The following is a 25,244-nucleotide window of genomic DNA, read 5'->3' on the forward strand; positions in this document are numbered from 1 at the left end:
TTCCCGGCGGCCCTGTCAGGTTGCTCAGAGCGACAGCTCGGCCATCCGCTCGGCCAGCACGATCCGGCCGGCCGCCTCGATCAGGGCCAGGTGCGAGAAGGCCTGCGGGAAGTTGCCGAGGTGTCGGGCTCGGGCGACTTCGAACTCTTCGGCGTAGAAGCCAAGCGGCGATGCGATCCGCAGCAACCTCTCCATCAGGTCCGTCGCCTGCCGCATCTCGCCGACAATTGCCAGTGCCGAGACCAGCCAGAACGAGCAGATCAGGAAGGTGCCCTCCTTGCCGGACATCCCGTCGTCGGTCTCGTCGGTCACATAACGCAACACGAATCCGTTCTCGGTCAGCTCGGAGGCGATCGCGTCGACGGTGTTCTTCAGGCGTTCGTCGTCACCGGGCAGGAAGCCGAAGATCGCCGCCAGCAGGTTCGAGGCGTCCAATGCATCGGTGTCGTAGTGCTGCCGCAGCACGCCGCGATCGCTGACGCCATGGGCGAGGATGTCGGCCCGGATCTCGTCGGCGGCCTGGGACCAGAACTGTTGCAGCTTGGGATCATCGCGGATCTCCGCCAACTTCGCCGCCCGGTCCAGCGCGACCCAACCCATCAGTTTCGACGACACATAGTGCCGCGGCTCCCCACGCGCCTCCCAGATCCCCTGATCGGGCTCGCGCCAACTGGCCAGGGCCGCGTCCGCCTGCGTCTGCACCAACGGCCACAGGCGCTTGGGCAGATGCAGACTGCGCCGAGTGTGCAGCAGCAGCGAGTCGAGCACCGCCCCGTAGACGTCGTTCTGGCGTTGGTCGTAGGCGCCGTTGCCGATCCGTACCGGGCTGGCTCCCTGATAGCCGGTCAGGTCCGGGCGGGTGGTCTCCGCGAGGTCGCGCCGGCCGTCGATGCCGTACATGATCTGCAGGCCGCCGTCGTGGTTCGGTTCCAGGTCGGCGACGAACTGCATGAACTCGTCGGCTTCCCAATCCAGGTTCAGATAATGCAGGGCCTGCAGGGTGAAGGTGCTGTCGCGCATCCAGGTGTAGCGATAGTCCCAGTTCCGTTCGCCGCCCGGGGTCTCGGGCAGGGAGGTCGTCGGCGCCGCCACAGTGGCGCCGGTCGGCATGTAGGTGAGTCCCTTGATGGTGAGGGCGGACCGTTCGATCGGATGCCGCAGCGGGTGGTCGGGGATCCGAGCCCGGGCCAGCCAGTTGCGCCAGAACTGGACCGTGGTCTCGATCCGGGCGGCCGCGTCGTCGGCGTCGGTCGGGCACGCCAGGTCGTCGGCCCAGGACAAGGCGCAGAAGGCCCGCTCGCCCTTCTTCAGGATGTGTCTGGCGTGCGCGGAGCCGCCCTCGATGCCGATCGACAGATCCGTGCTGAGCCGTACGGTCTGCCCGTTGCCCGTCGTCCCGTCGGCTTGGTGACCGTCGCCGTCGACCAGCGTCCAGCGCGCGGACTCGCTGCCGTACTCGAAGGCCGGCTCGCAGATCAGCTCGACCTCGACCGCGCCGTCCAGGCATTCGACCGTGCGCACGAGCAGGTGCTCGGCATCGTCGTCGGCCGGCGGCCGGGTGTGCGGCGTCACCAGGTCCGGTCCGTGTCTCGGTCCCATGGTCAGCGCGTCGTGAACCAGCAGCCAGCCGTTGGGGGTGTGCCAGGTGGTCGTCAGCACGTTCGTGCCGGGCACGTACGTTCGCGCGGTGGGCACGTTGATGCCGTACGGGCAGAACCGGAACGAGCCCGCTTCACGATCGAGCAGGCTGCCGAAGACACTCGGCGAGTCGAAGGCCGGCAGGCACAGCCAGTCGACGGATCCGTCCGGCGCGATCAGCGCGGCGGTGTGGCAGTTGGACAGGAAGGCGTAGTCGGCGATCGGCGGGAAGGGCGAGGTGGAGAGGTTCACGGTCTTGTTCCTTTCGGATGCGTACGGGGGATGTGGTACGGCATCAGGTTCGATCGTCGGCACCCGCCGGTTCAACCGCATCAGCCTGTCGGGGTGAATCGAGTTGTCGGTCGGCCACGTCGTCGACGCCTTCGTCGGGCAGCTTCCCCAACTGGTCGAGGACGTACAGGCCGATGAAGGCCGGCAACACGGTGACCGCCGCCAACCCGACCGCCACCAGCACCGCGGTCAGCGTGCCGTTCGGGGACGCGGCGGCCGAGGCGGTCAGGCTGGTCGGCAACAGGTAGGGCCACTGCCCCACCATCCAGGCCGTCACGATGCTGGCGACCGCGAGGACGGCCAGCAGCCGGGCGCCGGCGGCGGCGCCGCGGACCAGCAGCAACAACGCACCCACGCCGCACAGCACCCCGAGGATCAGCAGCGGCAGCGCCCGGGAGAACAGCCCGTCGAACAGATAGCGGGCGTCCGCATGCAGCACCACCACACTCACCGCGGCCACGACAACCACGGCACAGCCGGCTCCGACGGCCCGGCGGCGGAAATATTCCGCCGCCGCCGGATCGCCGAGACGCCGTGCGTCCCAGACCAGGTAAACCGCCGCCAGGTAGGCGACAGCGGCAACCGCGAGCACGCCGCCCATGATCGACGTCGGGTTGATCCAGCTGTGCACCGGATCGCCGGCCCTCCCGCCGGTCGGCACCCGGCCCGACGCAACGCCGCCGGCCATCGCACCCATTGCGTACGGCACCAACACCGACGGGATGGCGAAGGCGCCGCCCAGGATGCGTTGGTTCCGCGGCGTCACCGCGACCTTGCGGAAGGCGAACCCGGCGCCGCGCAGCACGATCCCCAGCGCAGCGATCATCATCGGCACGTAGAGGGTCAGCGTGATCGACGCATAAGCCGGCGGGAAGGAGGTCCACAGCACCACCAGGATGAAGATCAGCCAGACATGGTTGGCCTCCCAGACCGGGCCGATCGAGTGTTCGATCACACCGCGCGACCGGGCGCCTCGGTCGGGACCGCCGGCGATCAGATCCCAGAACCCGGCACCGAAGTCGGCACCGGCGAAGATCGCGTACGCCACGACCGCGATCAGCAGGACGATCGCAACCGCGGTACTCATGGGTCGAGCACCTTGACCCGTTGTTCAGGCTCCGCAGGGGGTGTCGATTGGGGTGCCGGCCGCGGCGCATAAGGCGTGTCGTGTTCGACGAAACCACCGGCTCGGCGGAAGCGACGGCTCATCCGATGCAGCACCAGGATCGTCGTCACCCCCAGCGCGGCGTACAGGATGACGATGGCGATGAACGAGATCCAGACCCCGTGGTTGCCGGTGACCGCGGCACTGACCCGCATCTGGTTGTAGACGATCCACGGCTGCCGGCCGACCTCGGTGACGATCCAGCCGGCCTCCATCGCGATCACCGCCAGCGGGCCGGCGGCGGTCGCGGCCAGCAGGAACAACCGGTTCGACGGCAACCGGCGGCGGACGACCCAGCCGATCCCGTACCAGAGCGCGAGCAGGAACAGCAGTGTGCCCAGGCCGATCATCACGTCCCACATCAGGTGGACGATGTTGACCTCGGCGATGGTCGGCTGATTGTCCACCGGAAACGCCTTCAGGCCTTGGACCACGGTCGCCTTGCCGGTGCTGGGATCCGACAGCCAGGACGCCAGGCCGGGGATCGGCAAGCCGCCCTTGACGGTCCAGTTCGGGCCGACCCGGCCGAGCAGCGTCTCCGGCACGTCACTGCTGGTCGTCGGCACCAGCTCGATCGCGGCGAATTTCGTCGGCTGATTCTGATAGACCCAGCGGGCGATGGTGTCGCCGACCGCGAGCTGAACAGGGGTCGCGATCGCCGCGACGGTGAACGCGATCGTGAAGGCCAACCGGTGGTAGTGATCGCGCCGGCCGCGCAGCATCGCGGCGGCGTACACCGAAGCGACCAGGAATCCGCCGACGAGGTACGCGGCGACGAGCATATGGGCTGCCTGCAGCGGCATCGACTTGTTGAAGATCACCCCGATCGGGTTAACGCTGACGACGTCGCCCTGGGCGTTGAGGGTGAAGCCGGCGGGCGCATTCATCCAGGCGTTGGCCGCCACCACCGACATGGTCCCGAAGATCCCGGCCAGCACGATCGGCACACCGGTCCAGAAATGCGTCCACGGCTTCAGCCGGCGCCAGCCGAAGATGTAGATGGCGACGAAGATCGCCTCGACGAAGAAGAAGATCCCCTCGAAAGCGAACGGCACGCCGAAGGCGGCGCCCCAGCGTCCCATGAAACGTGGCCAGAGCAGACCGAACTCGAAGCTCAGCACTGTACCGGTGACCGCTCCGACGGCGAACGTCACGGCCATGTACTTCGACCAGCGTTGGGCCAGCAGCAGCGCGTGGGGGTTGTCGTGCCTGATCGCCCGGTAGTTGGCGACCAGGGTCATCAGCGCCCAGGACACACCGAGCGGCACCAGGATGATGTGGCACATCAAGGTGAAAGCCATCTGCGCCCGGGCCCACGGGACCGGGTCGACGGCCAGTGCTGTGATGAGCTGGTACGTCTGGCTCACGACCAGGAAGCCTGCCGCCCGGCTGCTGCCCAGTCATCATCCTGGCGGGATGAGCACCGATCCCGGGGCCTTGCTCAGCGCGATCTCAGCGCGATGACGGGTCGGCCACCCGGCCGATGAACAGCGGCAGCCCGAGCGACTGCTCGAAGATCACGAACAGGAACGGCCGGTCGAAGATCAACTCCTCCGGCCGGGCCAGCGAGGCCCGCGCAACCATCGCGACGCCGGTTGCGGCGGCCGCCTCGGCACCCTCCTCGTCGACGGCGACGTACGCCTCCTGGACGACGGTGCCGATGGCGAGCTCTTCGTCGGCCATCAGGCTGAAGTCGGCTCGGTCCAGGTCGAACGCAGCGGTCAGGCCGAGCGCCCGAAGGTGATCATCGAGGTCGGTGCGGAGCCGGAACCGCCATCGGGGCAGCTTCAGCAGCGTCTGAGCGCCGCGGTCCCAGCCGGTGCGGAGGTCGCCGATCGCCCTACCGGTCAGCCGCTTCTCGAGCCCATCCAGCGACACGTCCGGATCCGGCAGCAGCAGAGCCATCGCGAACCGGCCGCCGGCGAAGTCGAGACGGGCGCCCTGCCAGCGGTCGCCGCGAAGACGTCCGAGCCGCAGCGTCTGACTCATCATCGGCACCTCGACGCTGCTGCCGTCAGCCCGGTGGAACGGCTCCGGCCGGGTTCGGCCGCGGAAGGGTTCGGCCCAGGCGCCCTTGAAATAGGCCGCGTTGACCAGCATCAGCCGGGTCAGCGGGTCGATGCTGTCCGGAGTGAACAACTCGGTGATCTTGTCCCGGGTCCGCTGCGCAACCCAGCCGTTGATCAACTTCGCCGCGGCTGCCGGGGCGGCGGCGAAATCGACCTGTTCCAGCCCGGCTTGGTGATCATGGTCGAGTCGGTCGAGGTAGTCCTGGTGCCAGCCGAGACCCTGCTGGGCCCAGACCGCGTTGGCCAGGTCGAGCACAAGATCGTCACCGGTGCCCGATGCGAGCTCTTCTCGGACCGCCGCCAGTCCGCGCGCGTACGAGGTCGGGTCGGACGTGTGCAGCACGGCACCGAGTTGGTCAGCCGTCTCGCCACGCGCCCCGGTCAGCACCATCGCCAACGCCGCCGCCACCGAATACGGCGACAGCACCAGGTTGCCGGCACGCTCGGCCACGATGCGATAGAGGTCGGCGGAGAAGTCTCCGAGCTCCGTCACGACAACGGCTGGATCAAGATCATTCACGTCGGGCTCCATCTCGTCGGCAAGCTCACCATCGCCGACCACGCTACGTTCTGCTGCGCAGCGGCGGACCGACTGACCGCGCTGACGGCTCCAGACACAGCGGCCCTCGTACCGCTCAACGTCCACCGAACTCCCAACGGCAGACGTTCACGTCCGCATACGTCTGCGGCAGCAGGACGTCCCGCGCGGCGTCCGCGGTGTCGGCCCGCAGCAGCGCGACGACCCCGAGTTCCTCGGTTCCGTCATCGGTCAGCAACGGCCCGTAGGCGATCAGGTCGCACGTGTCGGCAGGAGTTCTGCAGGAGCGTCCGGTCGAGGGTGCCAAGCCGACGACGGCATAGCGTCGGGCGCCTCGTTGGCCGCCCGGGAACTGCCACATCGTGCGACCGAGCAGGTTTCGCCAGGGGCGGACCGTCACGTCGTTGCAGACGCCGCGCCGGTAGTTCGGGTCGCCGCAGGCGAAGGCCCAGGCGGCCGCCTCGTCGGGGAGGTCGACCAGGTGGATGCTGCCGATCGGGGTCTCGTCGTCATCGAGCATCGGCCCGCGGGCGATCAGCTCGCGCTCGAACCGGTCCATGTAGCTCCAGTGGTCTTCGACGATCTCGGCACGCAACGGTGCCGCACCGACCCGATCGCGGTGGCGAACCATGAACTCCACGTCGTCAGCTCCTTTCTCGAAGGCAGCATATGTATAACGCTGTTATAGCCAGTCGATCAGCACCACCCGCCGATACCCCATTGAACGACATATCATCGTTATACCCTGTCGGCGTGAGCCCCCGCGTTGCCGACCCTGCCGTGCGCGCCGCCCTCATCGAAGCTGCCGCGCATGTCCTGGCCAAGGAGGGTCCGGCCGCCCTCAGCACACGGCGTCTGGCTGCCGAAGTCGGCACCTCGACGATGCGGATCTACACCCACTTCGGCAGCATGAGCGACCTGCACGCTGCAGTTCGTCGGGAGGGGTTCTCTCGGTTCGCGGCGACGTTCGACACCCATGCGATCGTCGACGATCCGGTCGCAAGTCTGGCAGCCGGTTGCGGGGCTTATCTGGAACTGGCGATGAGGACGCCCGAACTGTACTGGGCGATGTTCAATCATCGCCCGCCCGCGGGTGACGACGCCGGAGAGCAGCTCTTCGAGCTGCTCCAGCGCCGCGTTGCCGACTGCATCGATTCGGGTCGCTTTGCCGACGTCACCCCGGCAAGCGGAGCCTCCTGGGCGGGCGAGGTCTGGGCCGCGTTACACGGGGTTACTGTGCTCGGCCTGTCCGACACGGTCCCTCAGGAAGCGACTCGGATCCAGCTCCGTGACATCTTGCTCCGCCTCGCGATCGGATTCGGTGACGATCCCCGGACTGCTCGCCGATCGATAGCCTCGCTGCCCTGAGCGCTACCGGACGACCCGCCGGCGATCCGCCGGCCGATGGCCGCTTCCTGCCACTGCCAGAATTCGGCGAACGGCCACCGGCGGCTGGTCTACCGGACCCAGTCGGACGGTCCGGCCGCGACATGGTCCAGCGGCGGGCGTTGACCACCTGGCTGGCGCGGACAGTTCAGAAATCGACACACTCGTTCGCCCGATCGCGGCCCGGTGAGCGTGCGACCTGTGCCGATCCGGCAACGAGGGTGTCGATTCCTGAGTTATCACCCGGAGCGACGGCATCGAGCTGTCAGCTTCGAGGCGGGTCCTCGCTGCGATGCTCGGTCGGCAGCCCGAGGAGTTCGCCGATGGTCTGGTGGTGCGGCACGGCAGGAGCCGGCGGCGTCAGCGATGTCGCGCTGAGCGCCGTCAGCGCCTTGTCGGCGGCGATGCCCGCGGCCGGATCCGTCGCTTGGGCTGCGTCCGCGGAGGTGCCGACGCGACGGTCGTGGAGGTGGGCGATCAGGTCGGCGGCCAGGTAGAGAGCCGCCATCGGGACAGCCAGCATCAGCATCGAGAACGGGTCCGTCTGCGGGGTGGCGACGGCGCCGAAGACGAAGCAGCCGAGGATCACGAAGCGGCGAGCCTTGGCCAGGTGCCTGGCCTTGAGGATGCCGAGGAAGTTGAGCCCGAGGACGAACACCGGCACCTCGAATCCGGCGCCGAAGATGATCATGACCCGGATCAGGAAGTTCAGGAAGTTGTTGATGTCGAGCAGGTTGGTGATCTGTCCGTTGCCGGGGGTGAAGCCGACCAGCACGGTGATCCCTTTGGGGATGAGGAAGTAGGCCATCACCACGCCGAGCAGGAAGAGTGGGATCGCCGCGCTGAGGAAGGCCAGCGTCCATTTGCGTTCCTTGGCCAGCAGACCGGGCACGATGAACGCCCAGATCTGGTAGAGCCAGATCGGCGACGTCCCGACCAGGGCAGCGATGAAGGCGGTCTTCAAGATCAACGTGAACGGATTCGTCACACCCTCGATCACCGGCATCAGGTGCAGGCCGCTGTGCGAGTGCTGCAGATTCGCCGCGGCAATCGCGTACGGCCGCAGCAACAGGTCGAACAGCTGGGCGTTGAAGATGTACGCGACGACGGTGCCGACCATGATCGCGATCACGATCACCACCAGCCGGTAACGCAACTCACGCAGATGATCGGTCAGCGTCATCTGCCCGTCCGGCGGCATCTTCGGCGGTCGCAGCCGGGCGAAGTTGATCTTGATCCCGGACCAATGCACCGGCCGTCCGTGCAGCGTCACCGCCATCCTGCTACCCCGATCCGCCAACCAGCCAGGCTCGTACACGTCAAAGGTAGGACGACGCTCCCCCGGCGGCCCCGGGTACGGATCCTGAGGGCTCAGCACCGACTCAGTCATGATGTCGGCGGACCAAGATCAGCAGAAACAATGAGCGGCTGCCGATTCCCGTTCTCATCGGTTGTCTGCTGGCTCGTCCCGTCGCGCCGGCCCATCCGTTCCCGCCCTACTTCGGACCGCCACAATTTCAGGAGGTTGCGGCCGTTCCGGGCCGGCTATGCGTGCGCACCCTCCTGCAACTTCGGTTGAAGTCGAGGGGTTGAAGTCGGGCCGCGGCCCGCGGGTGCACGTTCTCGCCTCTTCGTTCGTGCCCGATCCCGCCCGCGCACGCTCTGATCCGAAGAACCTCGGACAACAACCATCATGGTGTCCCGGCGACTTTCCAGCACGAGCGGGATTCTCAACCGGCCACGCGCCGAACACCCGGCAAACTTCCAGCACGAGCGGGACTCTGGGCGTCTCAGCCCGACCACCCGGCGCACACTCGGGATCCCAGGAGGTTCCGGTCACCCTGCGCCCGCTATGGGTGCGCACGCTCCTGCAATTTGCTCGATGCTGGGGGTGAGCGTGCTCAGCGCGATGCGCGCCAACCCGGGAACGGGTCCGGTAGGAGCAGTCGCGGCGCACCGACATTTCGGTGCGCCGCTTGTTGTCGGGCTGGCGGGACTTGAACCCGCGACCCCCGGTCCCCCAGACCGGTACGCTACCAACTGCGCTACAGCCCGATCGGGCCTTGCGGCCCGAGGTGGAACACTACTACAGCGACAACTCTCGGATGCGCCTGGGCAGCCCGACGGTCAGGACTTCTTGGACCGCTTCTCCCGGGGCCGGATGCTGAGGTGGATCGGACTGCCGTGGAAGCCGAACTCCTCTCGCAGCCGACGTTCGATGAAGCGCAAGTAGCTGGCGTCCATCTTGCCGCTGGTGAAGAGGATGAAGGTCGGCGGCGCCGACTGCGCCTGGGTGCCGAACAGGATTCGCGGCTGCTTTCCGCCGCGGACCGGATGCGGGTGGGATGCGACCAGCCGGCCGAGGAACGCGTTCAGCTTGCCGGTGGAGACCCGGGTCTCCCAGCCCTCCAGAGCGTCCTCGATCGCGGCGCCGACCTTGTCCACGTGCCGGCCGGTCAGTGCGGACATGTTCACCGCCCCGGCCCAGCCGAACTGGACCAGATCCCGTTCCACTTCGCGGCCCAGGTAGCGGCGGCGCTCGTCGTCGGTGAGATCCCACTTGTTGAAGGCGATCAGCAGGGCCCGGCCGGACTCCTCGACATTGGTCAGGATCCGCAGGTCCTGCTCGGTCAGCGGTTCGCTCGCGTCCACCACCACGATGCACACCTCGGCGCGTTCGATCGCGCCCTGGGTCCGCAGACTGGCGTAGTACTCGTGCCCGCTGGCCTCCTTGACCTTGCGCCGGATGCCGGCGGTATCGATGAACCGGTAGACGGTGCCGTCCACCTCGACCAGTTCGTCCACCGGATCCACGGTGGTGCCGGACGCGTTGTCCACCACCGAACGCTGTGATCCTGCCAGCTTGTTCAGCAGGCTGGACTTGCCGACGTTCGGCCGACCGACGATCGCCACCCGCCGCGGGCCGCCCTCCTCGAGGATCTCCCCCGGCGCCTCGGGCAGGATGTCCAGGATGGCGTCGAGCAGATCACCGCTGCCCCGGCCGGTCAGTGCCGACACCGGGTGCGGCTCGCCCAACCCGAGATTCCACATTGCCGCGGCCTCCGCCTCGGCGCGTTGATCGTCGACCTTGTTGGCCACCAGCAGCACCGGCTTCTTGCTCCGGCGCAGCACCCGGACCACGGCTTCGTCGTGATCAAGGATGCCGACGTTCGTGTCGACGACGAACACCACCGCGTCCGCCGCGCTGATCGCCAGCTCGGCCTGCTCGGCGATCTGCGCCGCCATCCCCTTGGCGTCCGGAGCCCAGCCGCCGGTGTCCACCACCACGAACTGGCGGCCGTTCCAGAGCGCGTCGTAGGAGACCCGGTCCCGGGTGACGCCGGGAGTGTCCTGGACGACCGCCGCGCGCCGGCCGATCAGCCGGTTGACCAGGGTCGACTTGCCGACGTTCGGCCGGCCGACCACGGCCACCACCGGCGGAGCGGCGGCGGCAAAATTGTCGCCGGGACCGAATTCGGTCACCGGCGTGTCAATTGACTCTGTCATCGTCCATCCCTGCGAGTTCGTGGCGGGTGTGATCCGACCGCCTTCCCCGGATCCTGCCGATCACCGGCAGCTGTCGCGGCGGTTTCGGCGTACGCGGCGTCGGCGGTCCGGGCAGCTGCATGCCGGTCAGTTCCTGCGCGGTGCTGATGTGCTCGGCCAGGATCGTACGGATCCGCTCCGTCCAGTCCGCCACCGCGATCTTGGTCCGCGGCCACGGCACGGCCGGTACGTGCACCGGCTGACCGTAGCTGATGTGCAGCCGAGAGTGATAGCCGGGCACGTGCCCGCTGCCACGACCGGGACCGCGGGTGCCCAGCAGCGCGACCGGAATCACCGGTGCGCCGGTCACCATGGCCAGGTAGGCGGCACCGCGGTGGGCGATGGCGACATCGCCGCCGGTCCGCTTGCCCTCCGGAAAGATCGTCAGTACCCCGCCGGTGCGGAGCAGGTGGATCGCCCGGGTCACCCCGCGCAGGTCGGCCCGCCGGCGGTCGATGGAGATCTGGCCGATGTGGTCCAGCACCCGGCCCAGCGGCCCGGAGAAGAGTTCCACCTTCGCCAGCGCGTACGCCGGCTGCGGGTGCTCGGCGACCAGCAGTGGACCGTCGATCAGCCCGACGTGGTTGGCGACCAGGATCATCGGCCCGCGCGGCGGCAACAACTCGCGGCCGTGAATGGTGATCCGCCAGTAATGAGACATCAGCCATCGAGCCGGCCGGCGAACTGTCCTGAACATCCAGTTGCTTCGTCGCGGCAGCTGCTCGGTGTGCGGCAGTCCCGCAAAGGTGTCCAGTATCACGTCAATACAGATCCTCAAGAGGAAGGAGAACCGGAGCCGGCGTGAACCTGATCGATCAGCTCACAGATACGGTCTACCACCTCGTCCAGCGTCAGCTCGGTCGAATCGACCACCGTCACGCCGGGAGCGGCGTCATGGAACTGGGCCACGGTCGAATCGTCACGATCCCGGCGGATCACCTGATCCCGTACGTCGTCATCACCGACCACCCCGCCGAGCTCGTTCTTGCGGCGCGCGACCCGCGCCGACGGATCGGCGACCAGCAACACCCGGACCTGCGCGTCGGGCGCGACCACGGTGGTGATGTCGCGGCCCTCGACCACGATCCCGGGATCGGCGGCGGCGATGATTTCCCGCTGCCGGGCGATCAGCAACTCGCGGACGGCCAGATTGGTGGCGACCGCGCTCACCGACGCGCTGATCACCGGCTCCCGGATCGCCTCGGTGACGTCGGTGCCGTTCACGGTGAACCGCGGGCCGGCCGGATCGGTGCCGATGCCGAGGTCCGCCTGCTCGATCAGCTTGGACACCAACTCCTGCTCGCTGCTGTCCAGATCGGACTGCAGCACCAGCCAGGCCGCGGCGCGATACATCGCCCCGGTGTCCAGGTAGGCGTAGCCGCGGCGCTCGGCGACCCCGCGCGAGGTCGAGGACTTCCCCGAACCACTCGGTCCGTCGACGGCCACTACGAATCGGCTCTTGGTCTGGGGCACGGGCTCAGATTACCCGTAGCGTGGCCGCAGGAACCACGTGCGCCGAAGAGCCGCGACACTGCGTGAAGGATGACCGACATGGACCTGGAGTTCGGCCTGACGGGCAAGACGGCGTTGATCACCGGCGGCGCCGGCGGCATCGGCTGGGCGATCGCACAGACCTTCGCCGGCAACGGTGCCCGGGTGGCGATCGCCGATCTGAACCTCGACGGCGCGACCGACCGGGCGGCAGCGCTGGGTGCGCCGGCGACGGCGTACCGGCTGGACGTCACCGACCCGGCATCGGTGACCGACATGGTCGCGGCGGTGATCGGCGACGCCGGCCGGATCGACGTGCTGGTGAATTCGGCCGGCATCGGGCCGCTGGCACCGGCCGAGGACCTCGGCCTGGACGTCTGGGACCCGACTCTGGCGGTCAATCTGCGCGGTACGTTCCTGGTCGCCCAGGCGGTCGGCCGGCAGATGCTGGCGCAGGGCGGGGGCAGCATCATCAATCTCGCCTCCCAGGCGGCCAGTGCGGCGCTGGATCAACACGCCGCCTACTGCGCCTCCAAGGCGGGCGTGCTCGGACTGACTCGGGTGCTGGCGCTGGAGTGGGGCGGCCGTGGGGTACGTACGAACGCGATCTCGCCGACCGTGGTGATGACCGAACTCGGCCGCTACGCGTGGACCGGCGCGAAGGGCGACGCCTTCCGCGAACTCATCCCGGCCGGCCGCTTCGCCGAACCGGAGGAGATCGCCGCCGCGGCCCTCTTCCTCGCCTCGGACAACTCGTTGATGATCAACGGAATCGACCTGCCCGTCGACGGCGGCTTCCTCGCCCGCTGACCCCACAGCCGCACCACGTACGTCCAGCCGCACCGGCTGCAACTGGTGCGGGTGGCGCTAAGTGGTGCGGCTGTAGGTGGGCTCGCGCGACGTTCAGTCCGGGAGGTCGGGCGACGGGTCGGGTTCGCCGACCACCCAGCCGGCGGCGGTCATCGCCGTGGACAGCGCGTCGGCCTGATCCGGGTCGACGGCCAGCGACAGGTAGCCCAACTGACGGTCCGGATCGTGCTGGATAGCGATGTCCTCGACGTTGACGCCGGCCTGGCCGACCCCGGCGAACAGCCGCGACAGCGCTCCCGGGGTGTCCGGGATCTCGACCACGAGACGTCGATATTGCACCGGCGCTGCCCCATGCTTGCCGGGGATCCGGCGGGTGCCGGCCACTCCCCGTTCAAGATGGGGTCGGAGCTCGCTGGCTCCGGCGCCGGTACCGTCCTGACCGTTTCGTCGAGCCGGCTCGGGCCGCCCGGCCCGATCGTCCTCGATCGCCTTGATCAACTCGCCGAGTTGATCTTGAATCGCGCGCAGCTCGGGCAGCAGCGCGCCGGAGTTGGCACCGAGGATCTGCTGCCACAGCCCGGGATCGCTGCCGGCGATCCGGGTCACGTCCCGCAGACCCTGTCCGGCCAGTTGCAGTTGCTCGGCCGGCACCTCGGTCAGCCGGCCGGCCATCAGCACCGACATCAGGTGCGGCAGATGGGAGACCCGGGCCACCGCGGCGTCGTGGACGTCGACGTCCATGATCACTTCCTGCGCACGGCAGGCCCGGACCAGCTCTCGTACGGTGTCGGTCGCCGCCTGCGCGGACTTGCGGTGCGGGGCGATCACCCAGGTGCGGTCGGTGAACAGATCTGCGCGCGCGGTCACCGGGCCGCTGAACTGGGAGCCGGCCATCGGGTGCGATCCGACGTAGCGGGCAACGTCGGCATCGCTGTCCCACAACGCATTCAGCACCCCCGCCTTGACCGATCCGACGTCGGTGACCGTCGCGTACGGGAAACGGTGCAACCCGTCGATGATCACCGGCGCCAGCGCGTTCGGCGGCACCGCGACCACGACCAGCGCGACCTCGGTGCCGACGGCGGGATCCAAGGTGCCGGCGCCGACGCCGGCCGCGACCCGGGCATGAGACAGGCTGCGGTCCTCCAGGTGCACCCGATGCCCGGCAGCGGTCAACGCACATCCGACCGAAGCGCCGACCAGTCCGGTACCGATCACGACGGCCGGCGAGATGGTCACTGCGGACTGCTTCCGGGGGTTGCGTCGTTGCCGGGGTCGGCTTCCGGTGCTTCCACAGGCTCAGGTGCTTCGACAAGCTCAGGACCCGGGGTCGAGTCCGCGTCCGCACCCGAGTCGAGCAGGCCGGCGAGTCGATCGGCGGTCAGCCGGCGGAACTTCCGCGGCTGAGTACGGGTCCGGTCCAGGATGGCGGCCTCGAGCGCGTCGGTGCCGAGCTGCCGCGGCTGATCACCGTCGGACGCCAGCGCTCGCACCGCCAGCTGAACGGCGGCTGCCAGGTCGAGACCCTGGGCGTACTGCTCCCCCACCCGCTCGGCGATCGCGTCGGCCGAACCGCCCATCACGGCGAAGTTCTTCTCGTCCTGCACCGAACCGTCGTAGGTCAACCGGTAGATCTGGTCGTCCTCGGCGGTCGCGCCGAGCTCGGCCACGATCAGCTCCACCTCGTACGGCTTCTCCGCGCCGGAGGAGAAGATGGTGCCGAGCAGCTGCGCGTAGGCACCGGCCAGCGCCCGGCCGGTGACGTCGCGACGGTCGTAGCTGAAGCCGCGGAAATCGGCATGCCGGATGCCGGCGATGCGCAGATTCTCGAACTCGTTGTAGCGGCCGACCGCGGCGAAGCCGATCCGGTCGTAGATCTCGCTCACCTTGTGCAGCGCCTGGGACCGGTTCTCGGCGACGAAGAGGATGCCGTCGGCGTAGTGCAGCACGACCACCGAGCGGCCGCGCGCAATGCCCTTGCGCGCATAGTCGGCCCGGTCCTTCATCTGCTGCTCGGGCGCAACGTAGAAGGGCATGCTCATCGCCAATACCTCCGCGGGTGGACGGGCCGGCCGCGACCGGTCGGCCGACGTGGCTGAATGCTAGTAGGACCGGTGCCCCAGCCGGGCCACCGGTCCATTTCGGTTGCTTGGGTTGGGTCGCTAGAGGACCGGCGCGGCGGGTCCGTCCGGCCGGGCCCGGCGGGCGGCGACGATCTCGTCGACGACCTGGCCGATCCGATCCTCACCGATTCGCCGTACGCCCTCGGCGTCGGCCGTCCAGACCACCGGATAGATCTGCCGGGCCTGGTCCGGGCCGCCGGTCGCCGAATCGTCCTCGGCGGCGTCGTAGAGCGACTGGACGGCGGCCATCACCGCGTCGTCGGCGCCAAACTCGGCCCGATAGAGCTTCTTCAACGAGCTTTTGGCGAACACCGACCCGGAGCCGATGGAGTGGTAGGCCCGCTCCTCGTAGCGACCGCCGACCGGATCGTAGGAGAAGATCCGGCCGCGGTGCTCGGCCTCGTCCCAGCCGGCGAACAACGGCACCACGGCCAGTCCCTGCATCGCCAGGCCGAGATTCTGCCGGAGCATGCTGGCCAGCCGATTGGCCTTGCCGACCAGGGAGAGCGGGGCGCCCTCGATCTTCTCGTAGTGCTCCAGCTCGAGTTGGAACAGCCCGATCAGTTCGATCCCGATGCCGGCCGCGCCGGCCATCCCGACCACCGAATACTCATCGGCGGCAAACACCTTCTCGATGTCGTTCTGCGCGATCATGCTGCCCGCGGTGGCCCGCCGGTCACCGGCCATCACCACGCCGCCGTCGTAGCAGAGCGCCACGATGGTGGTTGCGTGCGCGGTCAGGTGACCCGCACCACCGGGCAGTTGGGCACCGAGCTGCCCGGCCTGAAGACGCGCGCCGGGCAGTGCCTCGGGCGCGATCAGCCGGACGAACTCGGTGAAGGACGAGGTGCTCGCCCTCAGATAGGTGCTGGAGATTCCGATCTGCTCGGACTTGTCGGTCACTGCCCGCCCTTCTGTACAAATGACCGTACGAATTCCTCCGCGTTGGTCTCCAAGACGTCATCGATCTCGTCCAGAAGCGAATCAACCTCGGTATCCAACTCCGGCTTCTTGGCGCCGCTGGGCGCAGCCTCGGTGGTCTCCAGTTCCTCGGCGTCGTCGTCCCGGCGCCCGTGGCGCCTGGTCTGCTCTGTCTCGGCCATGATCGCTCCTTTCCAGTCTGAGTCGACTGCTCCCGGATCGCATCAGCGATCCGGTCGATGCCAAGCCTAGTTCGACGCATCCTGCAGCCGTGTCAAAAGTCCACATCTGCAGACCTGCGACCGTCGGACCGGCGTGGGACCGCAACCCTACGCGTTCATCCTGACCGCTGCAGGTGACATTCCGGCCCGATGCACGACCGATCCAGATTGCAAACGTGTTGCAACTGCCGACGACTGATCCGTCTCCGACACGTTGCCGTCGGGTCACCGAATGTTTGCTCGCTGCCGCTGGACTCGGCCTTCGGGTCCGCCGATCCGAGACGATGACCCGAACCGCTCTCGCCCGAAGCCCGCCAGCCGAAGCCCCTGGGAACTGTGATGACAAGCATCAGCACCGCACTGCCGGCCGTCAGCGGGCGGCTCAAGGCCGCGCGCCGGCAGCGGGTCCGGCACCGTCCGGGGAGGCCGGCGCTCGATGTTGCCGGCCGGGAGTTGGGTTCGCTGTTGTCACGGGTGCTGTCGACCGACGCGGCCGGTCAGGTGGTCGCCGAGGACGAGTTGCTGCGGTTGCGCAGACTGGCGCTGTCGGGTCGTCAGCGTGATCATGACGGCTTGTCGATCGCGGTGCTGGCGATCCTGGCCGATCACTTCGATGATGACGCCGCCCGATCCTGGCTGCCCGTCGCCCTGGCCCAGGCCGGCCGATTCGGCGCGGCCGTCGAGCAGGAGTTGATCTTCGCCCGGGGCCGACCACGGCTGGAGTACTACCCCATTGTGATCACCGCGTTGCAGCAGCTCGGCCGCGACGCCGAGGCCGCTCGGCAGCTGCGTTTCCTGCGGCGTAAGTTCCGAGGCTTGGACAGACAGTTCACCGACATCTGGGGTGATGATCAACTCAGCGTCGTCTACCGCCGGCTGCATCGTCGGCTGGCCACCACCGACGGCGCGCTGCCGGTCTTTCAGCACCTGCCCTTCTGTGCCGGGTCGAGCATGCAGTTCTCCCTCGGGCTGGTCGTGCCCTGGTCTCGTACATTGCAGATCAGCAGGCGCTGGGGCCTGTTGCAGGTCAAGCAGGCTTCGGCTCTGGGCCCGCACGAGGTGGCTGAGTTGATGTTGGTCCATCAGCATCACCCGTACCCGTTGCGGCTTGCGGGCAGGCAACTGCGTCACTTCACGGTGTTGCGCGATCCGGTGTCCCAGATCCGCTCCGGCTTCTACAAGCGGGCTGCTCGGGACAAGATCATCACCACCAGAGACAGCAAGTCGGCCGGCTTCGCCGAGCACGCCGACTACACCATTCGGGCCGGGCTGACGAACATGCTCGCGAAGATGATCGTCACCACGCACCCGGAGCTGGTCTCGGCCTACCGCCGGCGTTATCGGCAGCCGACCTCGTACACCATGATCAACTACGAGGAGGAGCTGTTCTTCCTGGACGCGACGCGGCTGTTCAGCGAGGAACGTCTGCTGCGGATGGCCCGCGAGACGCTCGATCACAACTTCTCGGTGGTGGGCACGATGGCGCATCTGGCTGCCGGTCATCTGGCCTGCACGGCGGCGACCGGTGCGCCGGTCGCCCACCAGCTCTCCCACCGCGGACGATCCGGGCAGCCCACCGAGCCCGACCAGGGGCCCGTGGAGCGGCGACTGCGCGAGGCCAACGGCGTTGATCAACAACTCTTCGACGAGTACACCGAACGTTTCGAGGCCCACCACGCAGACCTCATCCGTGCGGTCGAAGGCGGCGTCTGAGAACGCACCCCACCGATCCTTGACGCTCTCTGGGCTGACGTTCAGGTTCGTCGCAGAGACTCTGCCCATGGCGATCGGGGTGGGCACGGACATCGGATTGGTGATCGTCGCGATCGCGGTCATGATCGGCGGTTGGCGGCGCGGCGCGTTGGTCGGTGCGGGTTCGCTGGCCGGTCTGATCTGTGGCTTCCTCGTCGGCGGGCGGCTGCGGCCGATCGTCCTGGACCGGCTGACCCATGCTCACTCCAGCCTGGCCGATCATCCGGTCATCGTCTCCGCCGTGGTGTTGCTCGGCTGCGCGCTGATCCTCCAGTCGGTCGGGTACGCGATCGCGGCGGCGATCCGGCGGCGGATGGGTGACGGCATCGTGCACGGGGTCGATTCACTGGGCGGGACGGTGCTCAGTCTGTTCACCCTCGGCCTCGTGGTGTGGCTGGCTGCCGGCTTCGTCCGGACCACGCCGTTGATCACCGCCAACGAAGCGGTGACCGACTCCAAGATCATCAACGAGCTCGACCGCGCGGCCCCGATCCCGTCGGATCGGGCCATGTCCGATGTGGCGGGATTCCTTCAGGACAACGGATTCCCGCGGGTCTTCAGCGGCGGCAACGAGAGTGGCCGGAGTGTCGATGCGCCCGATCGGACGATCCCGAAGGCGGTACGCAACGCCTCCGGTTCGGTGGTCAAGGTGCTCGCGACGGAATCGATGTGCCAGCGAGGATCCGAGGGCACCGGCTGGGTGACCACCGGCGACCGGGTGGTCACCAACGCGCACGTTGTCGCCGGGTCCGATCGGATCGTGGTGCAGGAACGCGGGGTCGGCGACGTGCACACCGCCCGGCTGATCGCCTTCGACCCGCGCCGCGACGTGGCGGTGTTGAAGGTCGACGGACTGGACGCGGCCGCGCTGTCGACGGCGGGCCGGCTCGCTCGGGGCGATTCTGCCGTGTTGACCGGCTATCCGGGCAACGGCCCGTACACCCAGACCCCGGCGCGGGTCCGGCAGACCCTGTCGGCGGCCGGACTGGACATCTACGGCCGGCACCTGACCGAACGAGACATCTACTCGTTACGCGCGGAGGTCCGTCCGGGCGACTCCGGCGGTCCGCTGTTCGACGACCAGGGCAAGGTTGCCGGGATGGTGTTCGCCCGGTCGACCTCCGACCCCGACACCGGCTACGCGTTGACACTGAGCGAGGTCAAACCCGTACTGAAGAAGTCCGCCGCCGGCAGCACCGTCCCCGCCGGCCAGTGCATCAGCGAGTGAACCCGCTGCAACCTCAGTGGCCGAGCGCCTCGAACAGGTCAGCCACGGTGTCGCTGTTGTCGAGCAACTCCTTGACCTGTGCGCTGGTGCCGCGGAGCGGGTCGAGCAGCGGAATCCGTTGCAGGGCAGGCCATCCGGGGATGTCCAAGATCACCGAGTCCCAGGATGCGGCCACCACTGCCGAGCCGAATTTCTCCATCACCCGGCCGCGGAAGTAGGCCCGGGTGTCGGTCGGCGGATCGGTCCGCGCCGCCGCGATCTGATCATCGTCGACCAGCCGGCGCATCTTGCCGCGAGCGACCAGGGCACTGTAGAGGCTGCGCCGCGGATCGACATCGGCGTACTGCAAGTCGATCAAGGAAAGCTTGGCCGAGTCCCAACCAAGATCATCACGATCCCGATAGGACTGCAGCAGCTTGAGCTTGGCCACCCAGTCCAGCTGATCGGCCAGCAGCATCGGATCGGTACGCAGCGTGTCCAGCACTCGCTGCCAACGCTCGAGAATGTCCTGCCATTCGATGATCATCTCTTCGCTGGTGCCGTCGCTGCCGGGCTCCTGCTCCCCCACCCACTTGCGGCAGGCCAACAGGTAGGCCTCCTGGACGTCGACCGCGGTCAGCTGCCGTCCGTCGGCCATCGCCAGCACCCGCGAACACTCAAGATCACGACTGACCTGCTGCATCGCCGGCACCGGATGTGCCAGTCGAAGATCATCTTCCAGCCGGCCGGCTTCGATCACGTGCAACGCCAACGCCGCCGTGCCGACCTTCAGATAGGTGGAGATCTCGCTCAGGTTGGCGTCCCCGGTGATCACGTGCAGCCGGCGGTAGCGACCGGCGTCGGCATGCGGTTCGTCCCGGGTGTTGATGATCGGCCGGTTCAGCGTGGTCTCCAGGCCGACCTCGGCCTCGAAGAAGTCGGCCCGCTGGCCGAGCTGGAAACCGGGCGTCTCACTGTTCTGACCGATGCCGACCCGGCCGGCTCCGGTGAAGACCTGCCGGGTGACCAGGAACGGGCTGAACTGGCGGATGATCCGGTCGAACGGGGTCCGCCGATCCAGCAGATAGTTCTCATGGGTCCCGTACGAGACACCCTTGCCGTCGGTGTTGTTCTTGTACAGCCGGACGGGTCGGCCCAGCCGTCGGGCGGCCTCCTGACCGGCGATCGCCATCACCAGGTCGCCGGCCCGGTCGTAGGCGACCACGGCCCGGGCACTGGTCACCTCGGGACCGGAATACTCCGGATGAGCATGATCAACATAGAGCCGGGCGCCGTTGGTGAGCACGATGTTGGCCATCCCGAGGTCGGAGTCGGTCAGCTGATCGGGATGGGCCTGCTCGCGGCTGACCTCGTAGCCGCGGATGTCGCGCAGCGGCGTCTCCGACTCGTAGTCCCAGCCGGGCTCCCGGCCGGTCATCGACCCGTACGCCTTCACCACGTGGTTGGACAGCTGCATCGGGTGCAGTTCCTCGCCGGCGGGCTCGCCCAGCGCGGAGATCCCGTACTCGGTCTCGATCCCCAACACTCTGCGATTGCTCACCTCAGCCATGGGGTCGAGCCTAATTCAGGGATGCCGGGCCCGGTCAGACAGGACAACCACCCGGCCATGCCACCGCGTAGCTCAGCGACTGCTCATGCAGATCGTTGCTGATGTCGAGCTGCACCGAGACGTCGCCGGACCCCGATCGGTGCGGTGCCGACAGGGAATACAGCAGCGGCGACGTGCCACCGCCGGCCGCGTAGAACGCGTCCGCGGCTGCAATCCCACGATCGACCGACTCCTTCGGCACGCCGAGCGGTACGGTCGCCAGCAGGTCGCTTCGAAGCTGCCCACGGGTTCGTGGTACGCCGTCGACCTCGAGACTCTGCCCGTCCTTGCTGCACGTCACGTTCAGATACCGGGCAGCAAGCTCGACGGCATGTCCCTGGTGCACGAACGTGACCGTGAACGGCTGACGGTCGGGAGCTCCGTACGAGACGATGCTGTCGTCGGCGCCCAACCGCAGCTCGGTCCGACCCGGCCGATCGCCGGAGTCCAGCCGGAACCGATGCCCGGCCAGGACTGCGGCTGCGGCTTGTTCGTGGGCCGACGGGTCCCGGTTGATCTGAATCGTGCATCCCGCCGCGAGCAGGCAGCTCAGGCCCACCACGATCAACACCCAAGGACTGCGCGCCATCCGTCTCCCCCACTCCACAACGCCGGTCTGCGAATCCGACCGGAAGCCGCCGCAACCCGGACTCGCGCACCATGGTCGCAGGCCGCCGGGGCGTACCGAGCCGGAGCCGGCGTGAGCCCGAACACACCCGGGCCGATCCAGTACGACGATGCTCGGAGCACCCCGGGACCAACGGTCCGACCAGTCCGATTACCGAGTCCGGAGCGCCAGCGAATCGCTAGTGTCAAGATCGGCGATGAATGCGGGTCCTGATCCCAGGAGCAGACATGGCAACTCACGCGCAGGACGACGGCAACAGTCCGATCCACGGGCGACGAGGTTTCCGAGAGCACGTCGACCCGTTCCATTTCCCGGACGGCAGCATCGCGCCGGACGAGGCGTACGAACTACTGCGCACCGACCTGATGCTGGACGGCCGGGAGACTCTCAACCTGGCCTCGTTCGTGACCACCTGGATGGAGCCGCAGGCCGAGGCGTTGATCCACGCCACCCTGGCCAAGAACCACATCGACCACGAGGAGTATCCGGCGGCCGCCCTGGTCGAGGAGACCTGCGTACACATGCTCGGCGACCTGTTCCATGCCCCCGACCCGACCAAGGTGGTCGGTGTCGGCACGATCGGGTCGTCCGAGGCGATCATGCTCGGGTTGCTCGCGCACAAACGCTCATGGCGGCATCGCCGGGAGGCGGCCGGACTGCCCGCCGATCGTCCCAATGTGGTGTTCGGCGCCGAGACCCACGTGGTGTGGGACAAGTTCGCCAACTACTTCGACGTCGAGATGCGCAAGATCCCGATGCGCCCGGACCGTTACGTGATCACCGCCGACGAGGTGGAGGAACGGCTGGACGAGAACACGATCGCCGTCGGCGCGGTGCTCGGCACCACGTTCATCGGCGAGTCGGATCCGATCGAGGAGATCGACACGATGCTCGGCCGCCTCAAGCGGGAACGCGGCTGGGACATTCCGCTGCATGTCGACGGTGCCAGCGGCGGCTTCATCGCGCCGTTCGCCGAACCGGAGCGGGCCTGGGACTTCCGGCTCGAGCAGGTCGCATCCATCAACGTCTCCGGTCACAAGTACGGCCTGGTCTATCCCGGTGTGGGATGGCTGATCTTCCGCGACGCCTCCAAACTCCCCGAGGACCTGGTGTTCAGCGTGAACTACCTGGGCGGCGCACAGCCGACGTACACGTTCAACTTCTCCCGCGGCACGGCGATGATCCAGGCCCAGATGTATTCGTTCCTCCGGCTCGGGCGGGCCGGCTACACGGCGATCGTGGCCAACCTGATGGCCAACGCCCGACATCTGAACGAGAGCCTGGCCGCGACCGGGCGGTACGAGATCCTCAATCCCGGGCTGGCCGAGCCGGTGGTCACCTTCCGGCTGACGGGCGATCCCGGCTTCGACGTCTACCATCTGGCCGCACGGCTGCGGGAGAACGGCTGGATCGTGCCGGCGTACAGCCTGCCGCCGGACGCGGAGGCGGTGCACTTGATGCGGATCGTCGTCCGGCTCGACCTGAGCCGGCGGATGATCGACCTGCTGCTGCGGGACCTGGCCAAGGCGTACGACGACCTGGCCGCCGAACGCCCGACCGAGCGTCGGGAACGCAAGCCGGACCTGTGGACGGCACCGCAGAAGTCGGCGGCGCACAGCAAGGCCCGGACCGGCCTCGTTCGCTGAACCGCACAGCGGTGACCGGCCCGTCGCCGGCGTTCAGCGCCCTTCGTGCCGCGGCGATCCCGCGGTGACGGTGTGCCGGGCACGGGCGCGCAGGACCGCGCGCGCCACCACCCGCCAGCCGATGAGCAGGATGCCCAGGCTGATGAAGGCGACGATCCAGAACGGCCAGGCCGCGGTGTCGCCGCTGAGCATCCGCAGCACCATCCCGAGCACCACCGTGGTCACCCAGACGATCACCGAAGTGGTCCACGAGTAGGGACTCCGGTTGCCGCCGGAGCGCTTCGGCAGTACGGCCGCGATCAGTGATCCGACCACCGTGGCGGCCAGATACGGCCAGGCTGTTCCCAACACGTCCACGAAGGTGTTCGCCTCGTCGTGACTGCGCCGCCCGACCAGCGCGAACAACAGCACCGCCACCACGTCGATCCCGACCGCAACCCCGAGTCTCACAATCGACCACCCTACGTCCTCAGGTCGGGACCGTGCGCCCGGCCCGGGTGGAGGGCTCGCCCATGACGGACCCCGGCGATAACGTTCCCATATCGGCGACAACGACTGATTGTGCCCGGCGCCCATGATCGCTACGTTTCCGGCTTACAACGATGTAGGCGAACGGTCCCCTCCATCGCCTTCTTGATCAACGATGATCGGAGTCCGCCGCATGCCCCAAAGCAGGCTTGTGCTCGATCCCGAGTTCACGATCGGCCCAGTCCCTCGCCGTCTGTTCGGTTCGTTCGTCGAGCACATGGGTCGCTGTGTCTACAGCGGCATCTACGAACCTGACCATCCGTCCGCCGACGCCGCAGGATTTCGCGGCGATGTGCTCGACCTGTCCCGCGAACTCGGGCCGACCGTCGTTCGCTATCCCGGGGGCAACTTCGTTTCCGGCTACCGCTGGGAGGACGGCGTCGGCCCTCGCGACCAACGCCCCGAACGATTGGATCTGGCCTGGCGATCACGCGAACCCAACGCCGTCGGCATCCACGAGTTCGACGGCTGGGCTCGCGCCCTGGACACCGAGGTGATGATGGCGGTCAACCTCGGCACCCGCGGCATCCAGGAGGCCTGCGACCTGCTCGAGTACACCAATCACCCCGCCGGCAGCTACTGGTCCGATCGCCGAATCGCCAACGGTGCTTCCGAACCCTTCGGGTATCGGCTCTGGTGTCTCGGCAACGAGATGGACGGGCCCTGGCAGATCGGCCACAAGACCGCCGACGAGTACGGCCGGCTGGCGGCCGAGACCGCACGAGCGATGCGGCTCGTCGATCCGGACATCGAACTCGTCGCCTGCGGTTCGTCCAATGCGCAGATGCCCACCTTCGGGGATTGGGAAGCCGCGGTGCTGCGACACGCCTACGACGACGTCGACTACATCTCGCTGCACGTCTACTACCAGGCCGACGAGGACGACCCGGACAGCTACCTGGCCTCGGCCATGGACATGGACCAGTTCATCGAGGGCGTGGTCGCGACCGTCGACGCGGAGAAAGCCCGCGGCCGGCACCGTACGGCGGTCGACCTGTCGTTCGACGAGTGGAACGTGGTGCGAGCCGGCGCCGAGGACGAACGGCCGGACCGACGGCCGTGGGCACTGCATCCGCGCCTCGGTGAGAGCGAGTACACCGTCGCCGACGCGGTCGTGGTGGGGACCATGCTCAACTCGCTGCTGCGGCACGGCGACCGCGTCACCATCGGCTGCCAGGCCCAGTTGGTCAACGTCCTCGGCCTGATCCGCTCCGAGGAGGGCGGGGACGCCTGGAAGCAGAGCATCGCCCATCCGTTCGAGCAGATGCGTCGGCTGGCGCGCGGACAGATCCTGCGCGTCGCGGCGACCGGCGATCGCCGCGACACCAGGCGATTCACCGACGTTCCGATCGTGGATGCGGCCGCCACCTTCGAGGAATCATCCGGCAGTGCTGCCGTCTTCCTGGCCAACCGCAGCAGGTCAGAGACCGCCGACGTCACCGTCGAGTGCGGCCAGCTCGGCGTCCGGCGACTCCGCAGTGCCGGCTGCTTGTCGCTCCCGGACGGATCGGCTGCCACGCTGACCAATCGCGACCGGCACGACGCCGTCGGTCCCCAGCCGTTCGACCGAGCCGACCTCCGTGACGGCGCGGTCACCGCTCAACTGCCGCCCCTGTCCTGGACCGTTCTGGAACTGGATTCCGGACCGGATCTGCCCTGAGACCTACTCCCCCCT

The 25,244-nt window shown here is 68.0% G+C and carries 22 protein-coding genes and 1 tRNA gene; 6 read left to right on the plus strand and 17 right to left on the minus strand.

Annotated features, from left to right (window positions below; all coding sequences use genetic code 11):
- Positions 1-24: 24 nt before the first annotated feature.
- The 5 genes from FOE78_RS14170 to FOE78_RS14190 all read right to left on the minus strand — a co-directional run bounded on the left by FOE78_RS14170 (position 25) and on the right by FOE78_RS14190 (position 6,332).
- Positions 25-1,890, minus strand: coding sequence for a glycoside hydrolase family 15 protein (locus FOE78_RS14170; RefSeq protein WP_210414586.1), 1,866 nt, complete (start codon positions 1,888-1,890; stop codon positions 25-27).
- A 43-nt stretch (positions 1,891-1,933) separates the two neighbouring features.
- A complete protein-coding gene (locus FOE78_RS14175; protein ID WP_143986872.1) occupies positions 1,934-3,016 on the minus strand; it encodes a cytochrome d ubiquinol oxidase subunit II in 1,083 nt (360 codons plus the stop codon).
- Complete coding sequence (locus FOE78_RS14180) at positions 3,013-4,461, minus strand: cytochrome ubiquinol oxidase subunit I (protein WP_210414587.1); 1,449 nt, start codon at positions 4,459-4,461, stop codon at positions 3,013-3,015. The genes FOE78_RS14175 and FOE78_RS14180 overlap by 4 nt, the downstream gene beginning before the upstream one ends.
- A gap of 85 nt (positions 4,462-4,546) precedes the next feature.
- Positions 4,547-5,809 (minus strand): serpin family protein, encoded by a 1,263-nt coding sequence (locus FOE78_RS14185; RefSeq protein WP_143986873.1) that lies wholly within the window; start codon positions 5,807-5,809, stop codon positions 4,547-4,549.
- Positions 5,799-6,332: a YciI family protein gene (locus tag FOE78_RS14190; protein ID WP_228266215.1), complete on the minus strand. Its 534-nt coding sequence runs from the start codon at positions 6,330-6,332 to the stop codon at positions 5,799-5,801. The genes FOE78_RS14185 and FOE78_RS14190 overlap by 11 nt, the downstream gene beginning before the upstream one ends.
- Before the next feature lie 89 nt (positions 6,333-6,421).
- Here FOE78_RS14190 and FOE78_RS23635 point away from each other — a divergent pair, with 89 nt between their 5' ends.
- A complete protein-coding gene (locus FOE78_RS23635; RefSeq protein WP_168207520.1) occupies positions 6,422-7,069 on the plus strand; it encodes a TetR/AcrR family transcriptional regulator in 648 nt (215 codons plus the stop codon).
- A 283-nt stretch (positions 7,070-7,352) separates the two neighbouring features.
- Here the strand turns inward: FOE78_RS23635 and tatC are convergent, their stop codons facing one another.
- The 5 genes from tatC to cmk all read right to left on the minus strand — a co-directional run bounded on the left by tatC (position 7,353) and on the right by cmk (position 12,106).
- A complete protein-coding gene (tatC, locus tag FOE78_RS14200; protein ID WP_143986875.1) occupies positions 7,353-8,366 on the minus strand; it encodes a twin-arginine translocase subunit TatC in 1,014 nt (337 codons plus the stop codon).
- A gap of 703 nt (positions 8,367-9,069) precedes the next feature.
- Positions 9,070-9,142, minus strand: a tRNA-Pro gene (locus FOE78_RS14205).
- 72 nt (positions 9,143-9,214) lie between these two features.
- On the minus strand, positions 9,215-10,594 hold the full coding sequence (gene der, locus FOE78_RS14210; RefSeq protein ID WP_143986876.1) for a ribosome biogenesis GTPase Der: 1,380 nt from the start codon (positions 10,592-10,594) through the stop codon (positions 9,215-9,217).
- Positions 10,578-11,294, minus strand: coding sequence for a lysophospholipid acyltransferase family protein (locus FOE78_RS14215; protein ID WP_168207521.1), 717 nt, complete (start codon positions 11,292-11,294; stop codon positions 10,578-10,580). The genes der and FOE78_RS14215 overlap by 17 nt, the downstream gene beginning before the upstream one ends.
- Before the next feature lie 113 nt (positions 11,295-11,407).
- Positions 11,408-12,106 carry a (d)CMP kinase gene (cmk, locus tag FOE78_RS14220; protein ID WP_143986878.1) on the minus strand — a complete coding sequence of 233 codons (699 nt, stop codon included), beginning with the start codon at positions 12,104-12,106 and terminating at the stop codon, positions 11,408-11,410.
- Positions 12,107-12,184: 78 nt separating this feature from the next.
- Here cmk and FOE78_RS14225 point away from each other — a divergent pair, with 78 nt between their 5' ends.
- Complete coding sequence (locus FOE78_RS14225) at positions 12,185-12,934, plus strand: GolD/DthD family dehydrogenase (RefSeq protein WP_323125688.1); 750 nt, start codon at positions 12,185-12,187, stop codon at positions 12,932-12,934.
- A gap of 93 nt (positions 12,935-13,027) precedes the next feature.
- Here the strand turns inward: FOE78_RS14225 and FOE78_RS14230 are convergent, their stop codons facing one another.
- The 4 genes from FOE78_RS14230 to FOE78_RS14245 form a co-directional block, all read right to left on the minus strand.
- The gene (locus FOE78_RS14230) at positions 13,028-14,173 is read right to left on the minus strand and encodes a prephenate dehydrogenase (RefSeq protein ID WP_143986880.1); all 1,146 of its coding nucleotides are present in this window, start codon (positions 14,171-14,173) and stop codon (positions 13,028-13,030) included.
- A complete protein-coding gene (prcA, locus tag FOE78_RS14235) occupies positions 14,170-14,976 on the minus strand; it encodes a proteasome subunit alpha (RefSeq protein ID WP_143986881.1) in 807 nt (268 codons plus the stop codon). Before prcA ends, FOE78_RS14230 begins: the two co-directional genes overlap by 4 nt.
- Before the next feature lie 120 nt (positions 14,977-15,096).
- Entirely contained in the window at positions 15,097-15,960 is an 864-nt protein-coding gene (gene prcB / locus FOE78_RS14240) for a proteasome subunit beta (protein WP_143986882.1), read from the minus strand.
- Positions 15,957-16,160, minus strand: coding sequence for a ubiquitin-like protein Pup (locus FOE78_RS14245; RefSeq protein WP_143986883.1), 204 nt, complete (start codon positions 16,158-16,160; stop codon positions 15,957-15,959). Before FOE78_RS14245 ends, prcB begins: the two co-directional genes overlap by 4 nt.
- A 378-nt stretch (positions 16,161-16,538) precedes the next feature.
- On the opposite strand from FOE78_RS14245, the gene FOE78_RS14250 reads away from it, so the two are divergent.
- Positions 16,539-17,912 (plus strand): hypothetical protein, encoded by a 1,374-nt coding sequence (locus FOE78_RS14250; protein ID WP_143986884.1) that lies wholly within the window; start codon positions 16,539-16,541, stop codon positions 17,910-17,912.
- Positions 17,913-17,979: 67 nt separating this feature from the next.
- A complete protein-coding gene (locus tag FOE78_RS14255) occupies positions 17,980-19,179 on the plus strand; it encodes a MarP family serine protease (protein WP_143986885.1) in 1,200 nt (399 codons plus the stop codon).
- 13 nt (positions 19,180-19,192) lie between these two features.
- On the opposite strand, the gene dop is transcribed toward FOE78_RS14255, so the two are convergent.
- Positions 19,193-20,728: a depupylase/deamidase Dop gene (dop, locus tag FOE78_RS14260; RefSeq protein ID WP_210414589.1), complete on the minus strand. Its 1,536-nt coding sequence runs from the start codon at positions 20,726-20,728 to the stop codon at positions 19,193-19,195.
- Between the two features lie 34 nt (positions 20,729-20,762).
- The gene (locus FOE78_RS14265) at positions 20,763-21,356 is read right to left on the minus strand and encodes a hypothetical protein (protein WP_143986886.1); all 594 of its coding nucleotides are present in this window, start codon (positions 21,354-21,356) and stop codon (positions 20,763-20,765) included.
- Between the two features lie 266 nt (positions 21,357-21,622).
- On the opposite strand from FOE78_RS14265, the gene FOE78_RS14270 reads away from it, so the two are divergent.
- Positions 21,623-23,041, plus strand: a complete 1,419-nt coding sequence (locus FOE78_RS14270; RefSeq protein ID WP_143986887.1) for a glutamate decarboxylase — start codon at positions 21,623-21,625, stop codon at positions 23,039-23,041.
- A gap of 33 nt (positions 23,042-23,074) precedes the next feature.
- On the opposite strand, the gene FOE78_RS14275 is transcribed toward FOE78_RS14270, so the two are convergent.
- A complete protein-coding gene (locus FOE78_RS14275; RefSeq protein ID WP_210414590.1) occupies positions 23,075-23,491 on the minus strand; it encodes a DUF3054 domain-containing protein in 417 nt (138 codons plus the stop codon).
- Between the two features lie 211 nt (positions 23,492-23,702).
- Between FOE78_RS14275 and arfA the strand changes: the two genes are divergently transcribed.
- On the plus strand, positions 23,703-25,229 hold the full coding sequence (gene arfA / locus FOE78_RS14280; RefSeq protein WP_143986889.1) for an arabinosylfuranosidase ArfA: 1,527 nt from the start codon (positions 23,703-23,705) through the stop codon (positions 25,227-25,229).
- Positions 25,230-25,244: the final 15 nt, after the last annotated feature.

It is taken from the genome of Microlunatus elymi (assembly GCF_007362775.1).
Taxonomy (GTDB): Bacteria; Actinomycetota; Actinomycetes; order Propionibacteriales; family Propionibacteriaceae; genus Microlunatus; species Microlunatus elymi.

Excerpts from the sequence above, each read along its gene's own strand:
- FOE78_RS14265 (WP_143986886.1), bottom strand. The coding sequence starts at position 21,356 with ATGGCGCGCAGTCCTTGGGTGTTGATCGTGGTGGGCCTGAGCTGCCTG.
- tatC (WP_143986875.1), bottom strand. The coding sequence starts at position 8,366 with ATGGCGGTGACGCTGCACGGACGGCCGGTGCATTGGTCCGGGATCAAG.
- der (WP_143986876.1), bottom strand. The coding sequence starts at position 10,594 with ATGACAGAGTCAATTGACACGCCGGTGACCGAATTCGGTCCCGGCGAC.
- FOE78_RS14255 (WP_143986885.1), top strand. The coding sequence starts at position 17,980 with ATGGCGATCGGGGTGGGCACGGACATCGGATTGGTGATCGTCGCGATC.
- dop (WP_210414589.1), bottom strand. The coding sequence starts at position 20,728 with ATGGCTGAGGTGAGCAATCGCAGAGTGTTGGGGATCGAGACCGAGTAC.
- FOE78_RS14215 (WP_168207521.1), bottom strand. The coding sequence starts at position 11,294 with ATGTCTCATTACTGGCGGATCACCATTCACGGCCGCGAGTTGTTGCCG.
- FOE78_RS14270 (WP_143986887.1), top strand. The coding sequence starts at position 21,623 with ATGGCAACTCACGCGCAGGACGACGGCAACAGTCCGATCCACGGGCGA.
- arfA (WP_143986889.1), top strand. The coding sequence starts at position 23,703 with ATGCCCCAAAGCAGGCTTGTGCTCGATCCCGAGTTCACGATCGGCCCA.
- FOE78_RS14225 (WP_323125688.1), top strand. The coding sequence starts at position 12,185 with ATGGACCTGGAGTTCGGCCTGACGGGCAAGACGGCGTTGATCACCGGC.
- FOE78_RS14190 (WP_228266215.1), bottom strand. The coding sequence starts at position 6,332 with ATGGTTCGCCACCGCGATCGGGTCGGTGCGGCACCGTTGCGTGCCGAG.
- FOE78_RS14250 (WP_143986884.1), top strand. The coding sequence starts at position 16,539 with ATGACAAGCATCAGCACCGCACTGCCGGCCGTCAGCGGGCGGCTCAAG.
- FOE78_RS14245 (WP_143986883.1), bottom strand. The coding sequence starts at position 16,160 with ATGGCCGAGACAGAGCAGACCAGGCGCCACGGGCGCCGGGACGACGAC.
- FOE78_RS14175 (WP_143986872.1), bottom strand. The coding sequence starts at position 3,016 with ATGAGTACCGCGGTTGCGATCGTCCTGCTGATCGCGGTCGTGGCGTAC.
- prcA (WP_143986881.1), bottom strand. The coding sequence starts at position 14,976 with ATGAGCATGCCCTTCTACGTTGCGCCCGAGCAGCAGATGAAGGACCGG.